Source organism: Brevibacillus brevis (assembly GCF_022026395.1).
Lineage (GTDB): Bacteria > Bacillota > Bacilli > Brevibacillales > Brevibacillaceae > Brevibacillus.
This window is the reverse complement of sequence record NZ_CP041767.1, coordinates 2,813,967-2,829,363: the sequence shown is the minus strand read 5'-3', so window position 1 is coordinate 2,829,363 and position 15,397 is coordinate 2,813,967. Positions and strand designations below refer to the sequence as shown.

The window sequence follows — 15,397 nt, the reverse complement described above, 5'->3', positions numbered from 1 at the left end:
ACACTATTAAAAATGAAAACATATGTTTGTCAGGAAAAGAAGGGTATTTGTACCCAATATTAGGTAAGATATGTGAAAAAATGTGAAAGGAGTACTACAATCGAAAAAAGCGCCTTGGGTCCCCAAGACGCTTTTTTCGCTTTTTTTGAAGAGTTTTTTACAACAACGTCCGCAAGCTCCATAGCTCCGGGAAAAAACGGTGATCGAGCGCTCTGCGTAAGTACATGACGCCCGATGACCCTCCGGTTCCCGGCTTTTGGCCTATGATGCGTTCGACTGTCGTCATATGGTTAAAACGCCATTGTTGTTGCTGGCTGGCGATGTCCACCAGCTTTTCTGCCAACTCGTACAGATCCCAATATTGGTTCACATTTCGATACACAGTCAGCCAGGCTTGCTCGACACTCTGATTTGGTTGATATGGCTGTGACCAATCGCGATTCAAACATTCCGGATCAATCGGCAAGCCCCGAACAGCCATCTCCCTGATCGCCGCATCGTAAATGCTTGGCTGCTGCAAGGCCGCACTCATTTTGGCGTGAAGCTCTGGTTGATGCGTATACACCGCTAGGACATGCTGGTTCTTGTATCCTAATGTAAATTCGATGAGTCTGTTTTGGTAAGATTGAAAACCGGACGAATGACCCAGCGTGTCACGGAACTGGAGGTAATCGGCTGGCGTCAATGTAGAAAGGACATCCCACGATTTAATCAATTGCTGCTGGATACGCGAGACTCGCGCGAACATTTTGAAAGCTGGCTCCAGATCGTGATTGCAGATGCATTCGTTTGCTGCTGACAGTTCGTGCAAAATTTGTTTCATCCAAAGCTCACTCACCTGATGAATGATAATAAACAGCATTTCATCATGATGGGTGGATTGACGCTGTTGACTCGACAAGATTTGATCGAGCTGTAAGTAATCGCCGTACGTCATTTCTTTTTGAAAATCAGTATGAATCTGTGTCTCCAATGAGCTGTCGTTTGGTTGATTACTTCCTTGTTCATGTGGTCTCATCGTGGTATGACCTCCTTTCCCATCTAATTCCTTTCCACCCCTCGAACCTCCTGCTGAATCACCCTCCTTCTCACCCGATTTTATTTCGCTGATTCCAAATATTTCAAATCTATCAGACCATCGATTTTATTACTCGGAATATAGCCCGCTTCCTGGCTGATATCTGCCATTTCCTGAATAACTTTTTCATTAACCGCTGTTGTTACTTCCAAACGGGAAAAGGCTGCCTGCACTTCTTTTTTGCTCAACTCTTTGCCAGTCAGATTTTTCAGATGCTTGATGATCAGGTCTTGGCTTTCTTCGGGATTTTCTTGAATGAATTTGACTGCCTTTTTATGAGCTTGCAGGTAAGCGGTTGCCAATCCTTCTCGTTTCAAAAATTCATCGCTGGCTGCTACTACTGTATTCGTTGATTCTTTCCCCCAAGCGAATTGATCCCAGTCCAAAAGTAATTTTCCTCCCGCCTTATTTTCCAGTACATATCCCCACGGCTCCTGGGTTGCTGCACCGTCAACGGATTTTTGTACGAATAATGCTGCCGTATCTGCCGGAGCCGCCGCATACAGTTCCACATCCCCACCATTCGTCGTCGGTTTGAGGCCAACCTCATCCAATGCTTTTCTGAGCATGACATCCTGTGTGCTGCCGATTACCGGAATCGCGATTTTTTTGCCTTTTACATCTTTTAGTTCGGTAATGTTGGTTGAACCATTCATGACGAGAACAGCTCCGCCATTGACCGCTCCTGAAATCAAACGATAACCGGGATGCTTGACATAAAAGTTCAACAACGGTCCAGGTCCGACTGTCCCTACATCAATTGCTTTTGTTGCCATTGCTTCCATAAATAATCCGCCATTGGCGACCGTTTTGGTTTGAATTTTTACATCCGCACCGAAAGCTTCCTTGAAATAGCCTTTCTCCAGTGCAATGATCGTTGCGCTATGGGTAAGATTCGGGAAATATCCGATCTTTACTTCCTTTTCAGAGGATTCTGCTCCGCCCGTAGAGCACCCGCTCGCAATCCCCATCAATAATAGGGATGCGACAACGGTACTGATCACTTTTTTAAGCATGTGACGACACTCCTTCGCTATTTTTCTTTTATGAATGGACTCCCCACTTCATCTGAACGTTGCGTTCGATCCGTGAAAAGACAACATTATCGACGACGGTACCGATGATCGCAATAATGATCATGACAGATATCACCAAATCCATTTGTCCAAGGGAACGTCCCATCTCGAGCAGTTGACCGAGACCACCGCCACCCCCGAGCAGCTCACCAGCCATGAGTGCCCGCCAGGAAAATGCCCAAGCGATTCGAAGCCCTGAGATGATCTGTGGTACGGATGCAGGAAGAATGACTGTTCGTACAAAGTGAAAGCCAGTCGAACCGTAAGTTTTGGCTACCCGCTGATATAGCGGCGGGACATTTTTAAAACCGCTGGTCGCGTTGACCGTCATCGTCCAGGTCGCCCCAATCGTCACGATGAACAGAATGGAGAAGTCATTTAAGCCAAACCAGATAATCGCAAGCGGGAACCAGACAATGCTCGGAATAGATTGAAGCGCCGTCACGACAAACCCAAGCGTATCTTCTACGAGTTTGTATCTCCAAATGAAGTAACCCAATATTAGTCCGACGATAATGGCAATGAGAAAGCCCAACAGGATTCGTCCCATGCTTTTTCCAATCGCGGCGGTAATTTGCCCGCTTATCAAGCCATTTACGAGTGTTTCAAAAATCTGGGTCAAGCTAGGAAACATGAACGATGGCAACCCGGATAATTTAGATGTGACTTCCCATATCGCCGCTATCATAGCGATGAAGATGACCCGTCTTAAAGCTGTAGTCATTGCCCATTTCCTCCTTCAGCACCTTTTCTATCTCTTCTTGCAGGATCGACAGCACCTTCTGCTCCGTGTTGACTGTCACACTGTCCGGCATGACTCCATCGCGCATAGCAGGAACCGCAATGATCTCCTTGATTTTTCCGGGGCGTGTGGCAAAAACGACGATCCTCTCCGCAAGCAAAACGGCCTCCCGGATATTATGGGTAACGAAAAAAATCGTGACCTTGGTCGTCCGCCAAATCTCAAGCAACTCCTTATGAAGAACCATTCGCGTCTGTTCATCCAGCGCCGAGAAAGGTTCATCCATCAGTAAAATGTCGGGTTCCATGACAAGTGCCCGAGCTATGGCTACGCGTTGCTTCATCCCGCCTGAGAGCTGATGGGGATAGGAATGAACATACTTGCTCAAATGGACCATTTTGAGCACTTCCAGCGCCTTTTCGTTGGCTTTCGCTGCAGACATTTTCTTTAACTTGAGTCCGTATGTAACATTTTCCAAAACGGTCAGCCATGGAAATAACCCTGCTTCTTGAAAAACGACGACTCTGTCGGGGCCGGGCTTATTCACTTTGTTGCCAGCAACGTGTATGTCACCGCTGTCCGGTTGATCCAATCCCGCTATCAAGTAGAGCAGCGTCGATTTTCCACAGCCAGAGGGGCCGACAATGGAAACGAAGCTGCCCTTTTCCACTTCCAGATTGATATCATCGAGCACCTTTACTTTTTGTTTCTGTTCATCCACAAAATGTTTCGTAACATTATCAATAGTCAGATACATGACTGCACCTCTTTTTATTCCAACTTAGTCGATGGGGATTATGAATAAATAATGATTAATCCTATCGTTTTTGTCAACTATAATCCAATAAAAAAAGGGAAGGCGGCGGGCACCTTCTCCTATTCAATGCAAGGGCAACACTTTAGGTGCAGCATTAACATTCTCCAAACTACAATTTCGTCGGGTCAAATCTTCTCTCATCCAAATAAGCTCGCGCATGCCCCCAGAAATACTTGCTTGGCTGCATGTAGACTTCCAGGCCTGCCCGCTCGATTGTGCGATTCGCCTCTTCATTCGCTTCCTTGAGAATTTGCTTTTCATCCACAGTCAACACACGGCGTTCGTCCATAATCAGTTCACCGTCGACAATGACATGGTTCACATCTCCACCGACTGCCTGATAGACAACACGATGGACATGCATGTTTTCGGGATTCAAGTGGGCCTGATGCATATTTACTGTAATGACGTCCGCTTTTTTACCAGCTTCCAGCGACCCCAGCTCATCGTCCCAGCCCACACAGCGCGCCGCGTCAATCGTGACCATTTCCAGCAGCTTGCCCGGCGGGAGGTAGTAATAATCGCGCAACGCCGCTTGTTGCAACAGTTGCATTCTGCGCATGGCCTGGAACATGTCAAAAGGAGTCATCGGCGAGGTGCCGTCTGTTGTGATCGCAACAGTGGCTCCCATCTCCAGCAATTCCGTAATCGGGGTGCGTGCATTGATTTGACCAAAACCAGGAGAAGCACTCACATTCGTTCCTGTTTCGGCCAAAATTTTCGCCTCGTCAAAAGAAATTCCCCGACAATGCTGCAAGTGTACATCTGGACCTAAGAGCGCGTACTCTTTGTCTTGAATCGCGAGGTGAATCATGCCTCCAAAAGCATCGGAATGGATGCGCGTGTCGTACTTTTTCGCAATCTCCCTGATTTTCCGCGCTTGGTACCGGTCGAAATCGGTTAAGCCAAACAATTGGTCAGCTGGTGTCGGATAAGACGGATTGACAGAGGTCACGATGACAAAGGGAGTTATGTATGCTCTCGTTTTATCGTTGTTCGTATGATTCAGGGCTTCGATCACTGCTTCTGCTCCAGCGAGAACCTGCTCATAGGTGACTTCCTTCGTTACTTTTTGTCCATCGATCCAGCGGCTGAAAGGATGCGGCCACGGTGGGTTGCATGGACCTGTCGCTACGATTTCGCGAACACCCACCTCGTTGTACGCTTTGGCGTGATTCAAGGCAAAAATCGGATCATCCGAGCGCGGCATCGAGCCGAGTACGCTAACACCTGTCGTAATCCCAGCTTTAAGCCTCTCCAGTGCCGACAACTTGCCCTCGTAGTACCAAAAATCGTCTGTCACGTAGTGCTTATACGTGTTGGTCATGATTGGCATCCAGTCGTTGATATTGTCCGTCGCAATCGTTTTGAACAACGAATGTCCGCCATGACCATGTGCGTCAACGAAGCCTGGGAGTATACAATGATGCGCGCAGTCGATTACCTTTTGCGCGGGATACTTGTCTATTAGAAGTGGAGTGTCGCCCACCTCTACAATTCTTCCTTTATCAATGGCGACTGCCCCGTCCTGTAATACCCGACGGTCTTTGTCCATGGTAATGACTACGCCGTTTACGAGTAACAAATCGATCAAGTTGCATCTCCTCCAGCCTCAAGAATAAGGGCGGTGCCCATGTCACCTGCTCCACCTTCTCTCACCTTAACGCAATTAAGGCGCTTTGTATTTGCAAGAAAATTACGACTTTTTATAATATGTTTACCTCTTGGTTCCAAATGGAAAAACCACCTTCCCTTGAAGGAAAGATGGTTGGAAGGTTCTAGGCATCCACTTTTCGTTTGCGGAGGAAAACAATGAGGAACGCTATCCCCGCGAATGCGAGAACAACATAAACAACATTGGAGTAGAGATCGAAATAGTACAGAATGTCTTCCCATGATTCCCCCAATAAGTGACCTGCCACCACAAGGACGATGTTCCAAATAAACGTACCAAGTGTTGTAAACAACAAAAACAGAGGGAAGTTCATTTTGGTCATACCAGCAGGAATGGAAATCAGGCTTCTGATCAATGGGACCATGCGGCAAAAAAAGATCGTCCAGTACCCGTATCGGTCGAACCATTCATTTGCTTTATGGATATCTGCCGGTTTAATGCGCAGAATATGTCCCCATCTCTCTACGATCTTCTCTATTTTCTTGACATCCAGGTAATAACCGATTCCATAGAGTATGATTGCCCCGATCACAGAACCGATTGTAGCTGACAAGATTACGCCAAAAACCGTTAAGGATGATTGCGTCGTCATAAATCCACCGAACGTCAAGATCACCTCAGAAGGTATGGGCGGAAATATGTTTTCCAGTGCCATCATGAGCAAGATACCGAAGTAACTATATTGTTCAATAATTTGGGTCATCCAGTTCTGCATGCTATCCCTCACAATTATTTACCAATGCTTATCTCTCCAGTATAGAGAGACGCGTTGCATAGTTCAATGAAAAGCGATAATCTTTTCCTTTATTTCAATACGAAAGAAGGAAGTCTTGGGTTACCTTTCCTTTGAAAATTTTCATTTAAAATATTCCTGAGCAAAAAACATTGCAAAGAGAGGTAATATATGGAATATTAAAAAGGTGCCTCCATGCACATTTTTCAAAAACGAATCGTGAGGAGGTGAACTGTGTGTTTCGCAAGATTGTCTATTCACTCGTATGTTTTTTGCTGGTTATGACTGCTGGCGCCGTTAATGTAAACGCGGCCGTACCAAAAGCAACCGGCATGTTTTTCATTGACAAACCATTTAAGAAAGAAGGACTTCGGTTTCAAGTAACCGTTACCGAAATCGACAATCCTAAATACGACTCACCAATGTACCACGTAAATACGATTGTCACGAATATTTCGCGGAAGCCAATTACCTACACGACTGGTCATTGCTATGGTGTAACAAATCAACTTGAAGCGTTTGCCTCTGGAGACTCTTGGGAGCTTCCCTACCCTGAAGACGAACCTGCCTGTACACCGGACATCAAGGAAAAAACCTTAAAGCCCGGGAGAACATTGGAGCAAGATGAATATTTCCGAACAGACGAACTGCCGAGTGATCTAACGCCAGACTATTTTCAGTTAAACTCTTACGTACACATCCTCATAGGACCTGAAGATAAGGAACGCAAAGAGGAAATTGTAAAGATGCAGACGAAATTTCTTCCAGAGCTGGCTCTCCATCCAGATGAGATTGAGCTCCATGCTGAATCAAGTGAGCTCCCTAAATCGTATTACCAAATCGAAGTGACAGGGAAAGTCTCGAATAAAGAAATCAAGCGCGTAACCATTCAAGTCTTCAATACGGTCATTACGTTGCGAATCGACTCGAAGTCAGGAGAGTTCTCCACGAAGAAAAAAGTAAAAGCAAAAGGCCCGTCCCTTCAATCAGGAATACTCGAAGTAACGTATAAAGATGGCACGAAACATATCTACAACGTTCCCATAGAAAATTCCAGCAACTGATGTTCTCCACGAAAAAAAGGACTGCCATGTGTGCGTCCTTTTTTTCGTGTGAAACTCTGATTCTGTTCAGGAGTGCTATTATTTCTGCCTATACCAGTAAATCATTGCTTCGTCCCTCTTAATTTCTGAAAAGCCCAGCTTGACTAATAATTTTGCGGAATCTATGTTAGCTAGCAAGCACCTTGCCGTAATCTTTTTCACATCTGGCTGCAACAGCGCCCAATCCGTCAAGCCTTCAGCCGCCTCGTACGCGTAGCCTTTTTTTCGCTCGGCTTCAACAATTCCATAGCCGATGTCCACTTCTCCTTCGGGATTCGGGACTCCTTTGAATCCTACATCACCGATGATCTTCCTGCCATCTTTTGTAATGATCATCCACGATTCAAATCCAGTTGGTTCCCCTGTGCGTTCGAGTGCCTTGATGATTTTGGGTATGCTTTCCATCGCATCCGCATCAGGCCAGCCTTCGCCTAATGTAAGCCCCATAGCCAATAACTCTTCGTAATTTTCATGCAAAATATTCGTCGCTATTCTATGTGTAAATGGAATCAATTTGAGCCGTTGTGTATGAATGCTTTTTTCATTCATGGACAGGTACCCCTTCCTCTTTCCTTTATTATCGGTGAAAATATTTACGTTGGATTTACTCGACATATGTCTTTTCAGAAAGGGTCTATTCCTACACCTCAGCTTCTCTTTCCATACTCCGATAATAAGAATCGCTCGGGCATCACCATTATAGCATGATTTTCCAACACTCTTTCTGAGAACGAATAGAAGATTGATTAATTGGAATTTTTTTCGAATAATGAGAGATAACGAATGATGATAGACACAACGGACATCCAGTCGATAAGGAGTGAAAAAATGTCTACAACGCTAAACACTGCGCTTGTCCGCATTCAGCCCTGGGCGGATCACGATCTTTCCTTGCTGCGTCTTTTGAATGCGCCAGCCATGATGGAGCATCTTGGAGGCCCAGAGACGGAGGAACAGCTCCTTGCTCGGCACGAACGATACGTCAATAAAGACGGACAGCTTACCAGCAAGATGTTCAGCATCGTTCTGCTTCCAGATCACACCCCTGTCGGAAGCATCGGCTATTGGGACCGCATCTGGCAAGGAGAAAACGTATACGAAGTAGGCTGGAGCGTCCTGCCCCCTTATCAAGGGAAAGGGATAGCCTCAGCGGCTTTAGCCTCACTCATCGCACACATCAACCAAGAACAGAGACACAAGTTTATTCATGCCTTCCCCTCCGTGGACAATCCTGCCTCGAATGCCATTTGCCGAAAGCTCGGTTTCACTCTGCAATCAGAATGCACCTTTGAATACCCTCCTGGAAGTTTTATGCGCTCGAATGATTGGCGATTAGAAGTTACATCAGGACATTTCCCCATTGAAAAAGTCCGAGAGCAATTCCCCGCACTTCAACGAACGTACAAAGGCAAGCCAGTTGTTTATCTGGATGGTCCAGGCGGCTCGCAAGTCGTAAAATCCTCCATGGACGCGATCTATCACTATATGGCGAACGGTGGAGCGAATTTACATGGCTCCTTTCCAACGAGCAAGGAGACAGAAGCCATTCTGGCAGATGCCAAGCAAGCCGTAGCCGATCTCTTCCACGTAAGGCCGCTAGAGGTTGCTTTTGGTGCGAATATGACCACCCTGACCTTTGCCATTGCTCGTGCATTAGGTCGGCATTGGAAAGAAGGGGATGAGATTATCGTCTCCGAGATGGATCACCGCGCCAATGTAGACCCGTGGCTGACCGTTGCCGCTGATCGCGGAATGATCGTTCGGTGGTTGAAGGTGAACAAAGAGACACTTACGTTACAACAAGATGAACTCGATACCCTCCTTACTTCCAGAACCAGACTTTTGGCAGTCGGGCTTGCTTCCAATGCTGTCGGAACGATCCATGATCTCGCTGCCATTTCCCAAAAAGCACGCGCAAAAGGAGTTGTTGTTGCTGTCGACGCCGTGCATGCGGCCCCTCACTTCTCCATCCATCGTGACGAGATTGGAGCCGATATCCTGCTCTGTTCCGCTTACAAATTTTTTGGTCCACATGTCGGAATCGCTGTCATCCGCAAAGAAATTTTTGAAGCACTCGATGTTTACAAATTGGTTCCCGCTCCTTCTTCTTATCCAGATAAACTGGAGACCGGAACACAAAATCATGAAGGGATCGCAGGAATCAGACCCGCTATCGAATTTGTTGCATCACTTGGTCTCGGTGATAACTTCCCAGAAAAAATCCGCTCAGGTTACGAGGGAATCGAAGCTTATGAAAATCAGCTGGCAGAAAAGCTCCGAAAAGAACTTGGCGCAATGAAGGATGTCACCATTTATCAAGCAGGTGAAGATGTACCGAAAACACCGACGATCGCTTTTCGGATCGAAGGGTTTTCTCCTCAAGAAGTATGTGAGCGATTGTGTGAGGAGCATAGCATATTCGTTGCGAATGGGGACTTTTATGCGACAACACTCGCCAATTGTTTGGGAATCAATGAAAGTGGCGGCTGGATACGAGCGGGGCTGGCACCGTATAATACCCACGAGGAAATGGACCGTTTCATTCAAGGTATCAAAGCCATTATACGAGCATAATACAAGACCCGGGTCAACGAGACTCGGGTCTTCCACGTTTTTATCCATGAAGCCCGGTCTGAAATCTGGCGCGGGGGCGATAGTGCCCGACCGGAATTTGAATCAAGCAGGTTTTCTCTTCGGTCTCTAGCTTGTAAAGATCATCGCAATTCTCCACGTCAAATCCGAGTAGCGGATGACCACCCATTCCACACGTGAACGCTGCCAAAAGCAAGTGATGCACGACGATTCCCGCCTCCATCTGCTGAATGCGATACCCTCGATAACCCAACTCATTGATCAGATGATCACGTTTCCCCGCCACATGAAAGCAGAGCGGCACTTGATACAAATTTACGTTGTCCAGAGTCATCCCGTCTTGAAGGCGTGCTCGTAAATCTCCATATACAATCGGATAAAGCGCGTGCTCCCGTGGTTCGTATGCATATGCCCCATCTTGCATCCCTTCGACCTGATGAATGCTTACATAGAGAGATAGCCTTCTACAAGCTGCTTCCTGATTATTTCCCAAATCATTGCCATACGATAGAGCACTCATCGTCATTTCCATGATACGCGCTACCTGATTCAGGTCTGTTTTCCTCTTGACAAAGTCCATTTCCGGTGAAAAACGCTCCCGGCAATATTGCGCCAGATCATAGCTTGGTTTCTGCAAACGCGGGAGAAGGATTCGCTCATCAAAATGACGAGGCCACTTGCTTTCCAACTGATCCGAATATCGTCTAAATGCATAGGTAGATGCCTGCATGGCAGCTTCATTCATTTGCAGAAGTGCAGGATATTGCCTCATTCTTTTTGATCGCATCACGTGCACATGCTTTTGCTCAGGCAGTTCTCTGATTAGCTCGCTTGCTGTCTCTTCCTCTTCTCGTTCTGTCCATTGTGCCGGTGAGTGCGAATACCTTCCCCCTTCTGTTTGAAGCGATAAGGGGACTACCGCGTAGACACTCTCTTGATCGGCAGACAATCCTAGCAGTGTATTCAACGCTCTATCCAGGAACTGGTAGTGTACCGAAGTCGTCACGCCGAGCTGGCTTGCCATTTCCTGCAATTGCCCAAGCAGTACACCAGCATCGAGGCCCTGCAATCGATAGGAAAACTCATCATACTTAAAAAAGTTCTTCCAAAAATAGATGGATACGAAAGCAACTCCAAAGCATGCATGTACCGGACAACTGCCACCAAGCGCTCGGCTAAGGACGTGATCAAAATTCCCTTCGCGCAACTGTACGAGTCTGTGATGAGCCACATCGTAGTGGTATAGACCTGGAGGAATACTCGATAGCTTCACATACACGTACAGCTCACTCGGATAGAGCCCTCCCCCAGATGGAACAGGTCTTCGATTCGTTACAAGCGGCCAAAACGACTCAGATTCTGCATCTGCCGAAGTCGTGGTTACCAACGATTGGCTGATTTGGATCAGTCCGTAGCTATACCATAACCAAGCGCCCAATTGAGGAAGAGACATTTCTTGTGAAACCGTTTGATCTACAAGTGAAAAAGGAATATCTTCTGGCAATGGAATGACAGGTAGCCCCCTGTACACTTTGTATGTAAGTGGCGCATCCCCCCAATCCACTTCACTATCACTTGACCTGGCGTTTTCTGTATCAAAATGAAGGCGGTACAAGAAATTTTCGAGGCTCATCCGGCTCACTCCCAGATGCATGTTATGGAAACGGATGCGGAAAAGGATTCAACTCGTCTACACGCAGTGGTTGTTTCGCGTAACCCAGTTTCACAGGGACCTCCAATACTCTTTTCAATCCCGTTACTCGCGTGAGATGATGGCCAAAAGTCATCGGAAGCATGCCAGGAATCAATACACGCACGCAAGATAAGCCGTGGCGCCCTACCTCTGGTGTCGTTTGATCCACCACAATGACATCGAGATCTACCTTTTGGAACACACCGAGCAACTCCCGCAAATCGTCTGTTAGATCACGATTTTGGTTTCTTCTAGGAAAGCGTTCAGCGAATGACACCATCGGACGTGAATCATCTATAAGAAAGGATAAGCGCTCCGCTGCTTCCGGCAAGCTGTAAAGCATCGCATGATCGTCCATCTTTTTCACCAAGGACGAATCATGGAGCATACGCAAGTATTTGTCTCGGTTTGCTTCGTACTTGTCTGTCAAGGTCATGAGCATGGCAGCCGTTTCGAAAATGGAGCTTTTTACCGCGCGGATAGGGTCTGGATGCGCTCCTGCTGCACAAATAAGGTGCAGGCCTTCCACTCCACGGTTTTTCGCAATCGTCCATACAGCAGGAATTCCATTTTCCATGGTCGCATCGAACAAGTACAAATCGTAATTGGTAACGGTCTGCATCCGATCGATCAACAGAAGCAATTCCCGATCATTGACCGTAGCGGGATCGAGTCGCGGCAATGGCAATTTGGCATACCAGGTCAACAAAAAAGCATCTCGCTCCACCACTTCGAGGATGCCGTAAAAGATCGCCTCCTCCAAACTGCCACCTAATGCACAGCCATTGGAGGTCTCAAATACAACTCCCTCCCCGAATCCCATACTATAGTAGGCCATGAGTTCTGGTACAAGAATGGGTCGCTCTTCTTTAAAAGAATACCCCCATACCCAGTTCATTTCCCGCTTGGGATCAAACGGCTGAAACGGAAAATCAGGCAGGGCATACTGCTCTTCTGAATGGGTTCCCGCCGTCGTCGGGTCAAGGGCATTCGGTGCAAGGTTTGCGTAGCAGTCGCGTACCATCGTCCGCTTGCCACGCGGCATCAGCCCGCAATATCTTTCCATTCCTTCCAGAATCGCCGTTATCTCACTATCCGCGTATGAAACAGATCTACCTGCCGTACCCTCGTCATGCGAAAATAACGGCAGATTGACACTAACATCTGCGAACACAGAGACAAGATCACGCATTTTCCCATTCAAAAACCCAGTACGGGAATCCAAATATTCGGTGGAAAGTGCTTGTTTCAACTCGGCAATGGGTTTGGTCCGATAGCTGTCCGGGCTTTGTTTTACGATAGGCTTCAAACGTATCCTCGCCTGCTCTTCGGAATCCTCAGGTAACTGACTGCATACCGGACATAACGGATTCGGCAAAAAGAAGTGGCGCGTGCTTGTCAATGTTTGCAAATCAATGAACTGGATATGCCCTGAAAACTGGGCTTGCCTGCCGTCTCCTATACGATCAACTTCCGCGCTTACATGGTATGCCACCTGTAACAATCCTGAACGGGATGCCCACGGGTCACGGGGTATGCCACCTTTTTCACTCAGCATGTGTTGTACCTTCCACATCTCTTTGCGATCGCGTCCCGCCATCAGTCGCCGCATATCTGCACACTGGGAGCAGCCTGTTTGACCTGGACGAACCAACGGGCCTACGATGGCCTCCCCGAATGAAACAAAGCCGCGTAGCCATGGGATATTTGTTTGCCGAAAATGTTTTTCTGCCTGCAAATGCAAGGCAGGATGGTACGTATCGTGTAACAGGAGAGCCAAATCAGCTCGACTTGTCGCCGACTCCATGGTTTCACTGTGCCACACACGATAGTCCTTTCTCAAACGTTCCGAAACCAGCTCTGCCAGTACTCCGTCTCCGATAAGCAGAATATCAGATGTCATTGGGCACCTCCCTCGAAAGCTGCAGGGCGAATACACCGCCAAGGTCTTCTTCCAGGAAAGGCTCTATCGCGGCATTCATGACTAGCGGAGTAAGGTGATGAAGGGCCAGCACCTCGAGAGCTTGTATCCATACTGCTCTTTCCGATTCTTCCTGAACGCTGTTTAGTGCAAGCTCGATGGCTTCACCCGTTAATCCAACAGATTGCGCTGTCAGGACATACTTAGAGACTTGGTTGGATGGAGTCTGAACCTGTTGCAAGGCAAACATCAGCGCTGATCGCAATGCATCTCGCTCCTGCAAGCCAATACTCCCGTACCAACCCGCGAGCGTTCCCACCCAATACACCGGAAATCCGGACACCTCATACCCCTTTGCAATTATTGGTTTTTCACCCAACGTAGTAAGTGACCGGACATAAAATTGGCATGGTTCATCAGCAATCGTGTCAACGCGTACTGGTCGTCCTGTTGGTTGTCTCCCTTTCATTTCTGATGTATACATGATCGTCAAGCAATGTCGAAGTGCACGATTAAGTCCTTCTGCTGGCGTTTCCCCTGCGCCGACTCCGATATTGCCATTTCCTACAGCTCGGAAAGCAGCGTCTGTGGTTGCAAGGTGGTTCACCAATCTTCCAACATACATTTCTACCCCAAGAAGCCCCGCTTCTCTACGTGCCTCTTCATGGGTATAACCAGGGCAGATAACTGGCGACATCAGCTCCGCCGGGCCTTCTGAGACAGGATCGACAGCTGTAACCATACACTGTGTGAGCGGTAATTGCGTGAGCTCACCCTCATCCCAGTTGTGAAAAATTCCTGTATCCGATGAGGTCCACGACTGAAACACAGACTGTAGTCCTTCCTTTGGTTCTGTCTTATCGGCTAGTCGAGATTCAAGCTCTTTTCTATCCAATATCTCCAGGCACATCTCTTTATTCACCATCGGATGGGGCAGGAATGATCCCCAGCTTCCTTCCAATGTCTCCAAATTCAGAACATACACCTTGTTTTCATTCTGCGCTTCATTGACACCAGTCACATGTTTAAACCATTCGAACACTGCAATATTCGCCAGTATCCCTGCTGCCGTCATTGAAAATGGATGTTGATCGGGATCCGCACATAAAGTCTGTCGGTGCAAACGACGCCAAGCCGATTCTAGGCAAGCGGCTGATTCGGGATTAATCAGCGGTCCAGCTATTCCTTTTTGCATCAGACAAACGGCAGGAACAAATACTTTCTGCCTCTCTCTGCATGCGGAATGAATGACGCTCATTTCATCCTTGCTTACTTGCGCTGAGGTGTACAAAACAGCAGCGAAAGGCTCAATAGCCTCCGACCACTCTGCAATGCCCCACGACGCTGGTTTCAGCTCCTCCAGCTTGACTTGCGCGTCTTTCCTGCGAGCATGCTCGATGATGGCGTCTAATCGCCCGCGATTCGTAGGAGCTTCGTTCGTGATGACGTAATGGAATTGAACGCAGCCTGATTCTAGCAAGGCGTGGGCAACAGAAAGGAGAAAGGAACCTGCCCCAATGATTAGTACCTTTTCCGTTCGATATTTTTGAAATAGATATCCACCCGATCCGCCAAACTGGTCCAAAAATTCAATCTGTTCTGCATAGGCCGTCATGATTTCAGGCGATAGTTCATGTGGCTTCTCTCGACTGATGTCTTGAAGAAATCGATTTTGTAAAAGCGTGTCTGCCACTTGGTATATTTGTTGCTGGTATTCTTCCGGCAAATCGTCAGTCAATTGGGCCAGCGTGTACTCCCCATTAAACATCGGCATGAGCTGGTCAACCCATCGATCAATCATATCCCCCTTCATTCGAAATGTTCCGATGTTGTTCCGAAAGTATACACTCCCATCTGAATCAGGCAGATAAACCGTATCCCGCTTCACTTTTATGCGCATTGAAGGATTCAGCCTAACCATTCTCCTCCCCCTTTTTATGCGAGATCAGTCCTTTTGCGACATGATG

Annotated in this window: 12 protein-coding genes; 2 read left to right on the top strand and 10 right to left on the bottom strand. The window is 47.4% G+C overall.

Annotation, left to right across the window (positions count from 1 at the left end; genetic code table 11):
- Positions 1-157: 157 nt before the first annotated feature.
- The 6 genes from kynA to FO446_RS14000 form a co-directional block, all read right to left on the bottom strand.
- Positions 158-1,018 (bottom strand): tryptophan 2,3-dioxygenase, encoded by an 861-nt coding sequence (gene kynA, locus FO446_RS14025; protein WP_173609311.1) that lies wholly within the window; start codon positions 1,016-1,018, stop codon positions 158-160.
- An 80-nt stretch (positions 1,019-1,098) separates the two neighbouring features.
- Positions 1,099-2,094, bottom strand: a complete 996-nt coding sequence (locus tag FO446_RS14020; protein WP_173609312.1) for an aliphatic sulfonate ABC transporter substrate-binding protein — start codon at positions 2,092-2,094, stop codon at positions 1,099-1,101.
- A 28-nt stretch (positions 2,095-2,122) separates the two neighbouring features.
- On the bottom strand, positions 2,123-2,878 hold the full coding sequence (locus FO446_RS14015) for an ABC transporter permease (RefSeq protein WP_173609313.1): 756 nt from the start codon (positions 2,876-2,878) through the stop codon (positions 2,123-2,125).
- Complete coding sequence (locus FO446_RS14010) at positions 2,811-3,653, bottom strand: ABC transporter ATP-binding protein (protein WP_173609314.1); 843 nt, start codon at positions 3,651-3,653, stop codon at positions 2,811-2,813. The genes FO446_RS14015 and FO446_RS14010 overlap by 68 nt, the downstream gene beginning before the upstream one ends.
- Before the next feature lie 169 nt (positions 3,654-3,822).
- Positions 3,823-5,307 carry an amidohydrolase family protein gene (locus FO446_RS14005; RefSeq protein WP_173609315.1) on the bottom strand — a complete coding sequence of 495 codons (1,485 nt, stop codon included), beginning with the start codon at positions 5,305-5,307 and terminating at the stop codon, positions 3,823-3,825.
- 184 nt (positions 5,308-5,491) lie between these two features.
- Positions 5,492-6,103 (bottom strand): DedA family protein, encoded by a 612-nt coding sequence (locus FO446_RS14000; RefSeq protein ID WP_173609316.1) that lies wholly within the window; start codon positions 6,101-6,103, stop codon positions 5,492-5,494.
- 254 nt (positions 6,104-6,357) lie between these two features.
- Between FO446_RS14000 and FO446_RS13995 the strand changes: the two genes are divergently transcribed.
- The gene (locus tag FO446_RS13995) at positions 6,358-7,185 is read left to right on the top strand and encodes a hypothetical protein (RefSeq protein ID WP_221867023.1); all 828 of its coding nucleotides are present in this window, start codon (positions 6,358-6,360) and stop codon (positions 7,183-7,185) included.
- Between the two features lie 78 nt (positions 7,186-7,263).
- Here FO446_RS13995 and FO446_RS13990 read toward each other — a convergent pair whose 3' ends face one another.
- Positions 7,264-7,773 (bottom strand): GNAT family N-acetyltransferase, encoded by a 510-nt coding sequence (locus tag FO446_RS13990; protein WP_232773245.1) that lies wholly within the window; start codon positions 7,771-7,773, stop codon positions 7,264-7,266.
- Positions 7,774-8,052: 279 nt separating this feature from the next.
- Between FO446_RS13990 and FO446_RS13980 the strand changes: the two genes are divergently transcribed.
- Entirely contained in the window at positions 8,053-9,798 is a 1,746-nt protein-coding gene (locus FO446_RS13980) for a cysteine desulfurase-like protein (RefSeq protein WP_269137334.1), read from the top strand.
- Between the two features lie 40 nt (positions 9,799-9,838).
- Here FO446_RS13980 and FO446_RS13975 read toward each other — a convergent pair whose 3' ends face one another.
- The 3 genes from FO446_RS13975 to FO446_RS13965 are packed head-to-tail and all read right to left on the bottom strand — an operon-like array spanning position 9,839 to position 15,351.
- The gene (locus FO446_RS13975) at positions 9,839-11,449 is read right to left on the bottom strand and encodes a SagB family peptide dehydrogenase (protein ID WP_173609320.1); all 1,611 of its coding nucleotides are present in this window, start codon (positions 11,447-11,449) and stop codon (positions 9,839-9,841) included.
- 22 nt (positions 11,450-11,471) lie between these two features.
- Positions 11,472-13,412: a TOMM precursor leader peptide-binding protein gene (locus FO446_RS13970; protein WP_237900914.1), complete on the bottom strand. Its 1,941-nt coding sequence runs from the start codon at positions 13,410-13,412 to the stop codon at positions 11,472-11,474.
- A complete protein-coding gene (locus tag FO446_RS13965) occupies positions 13,402-15,351 on the bottom strand; it encodes a putative thiazole-containing bacteriocin maturation protein (protein WP_237900913.1) in 1,950 nt (649 codons plus the stop codon). Before FO446_RS13965 ends, FO446_RS13970 begins: the two co-directional genes overlap by 11 nt.
- Positions 15,352-15,397 lie beyond the last annotated feature (46 nt).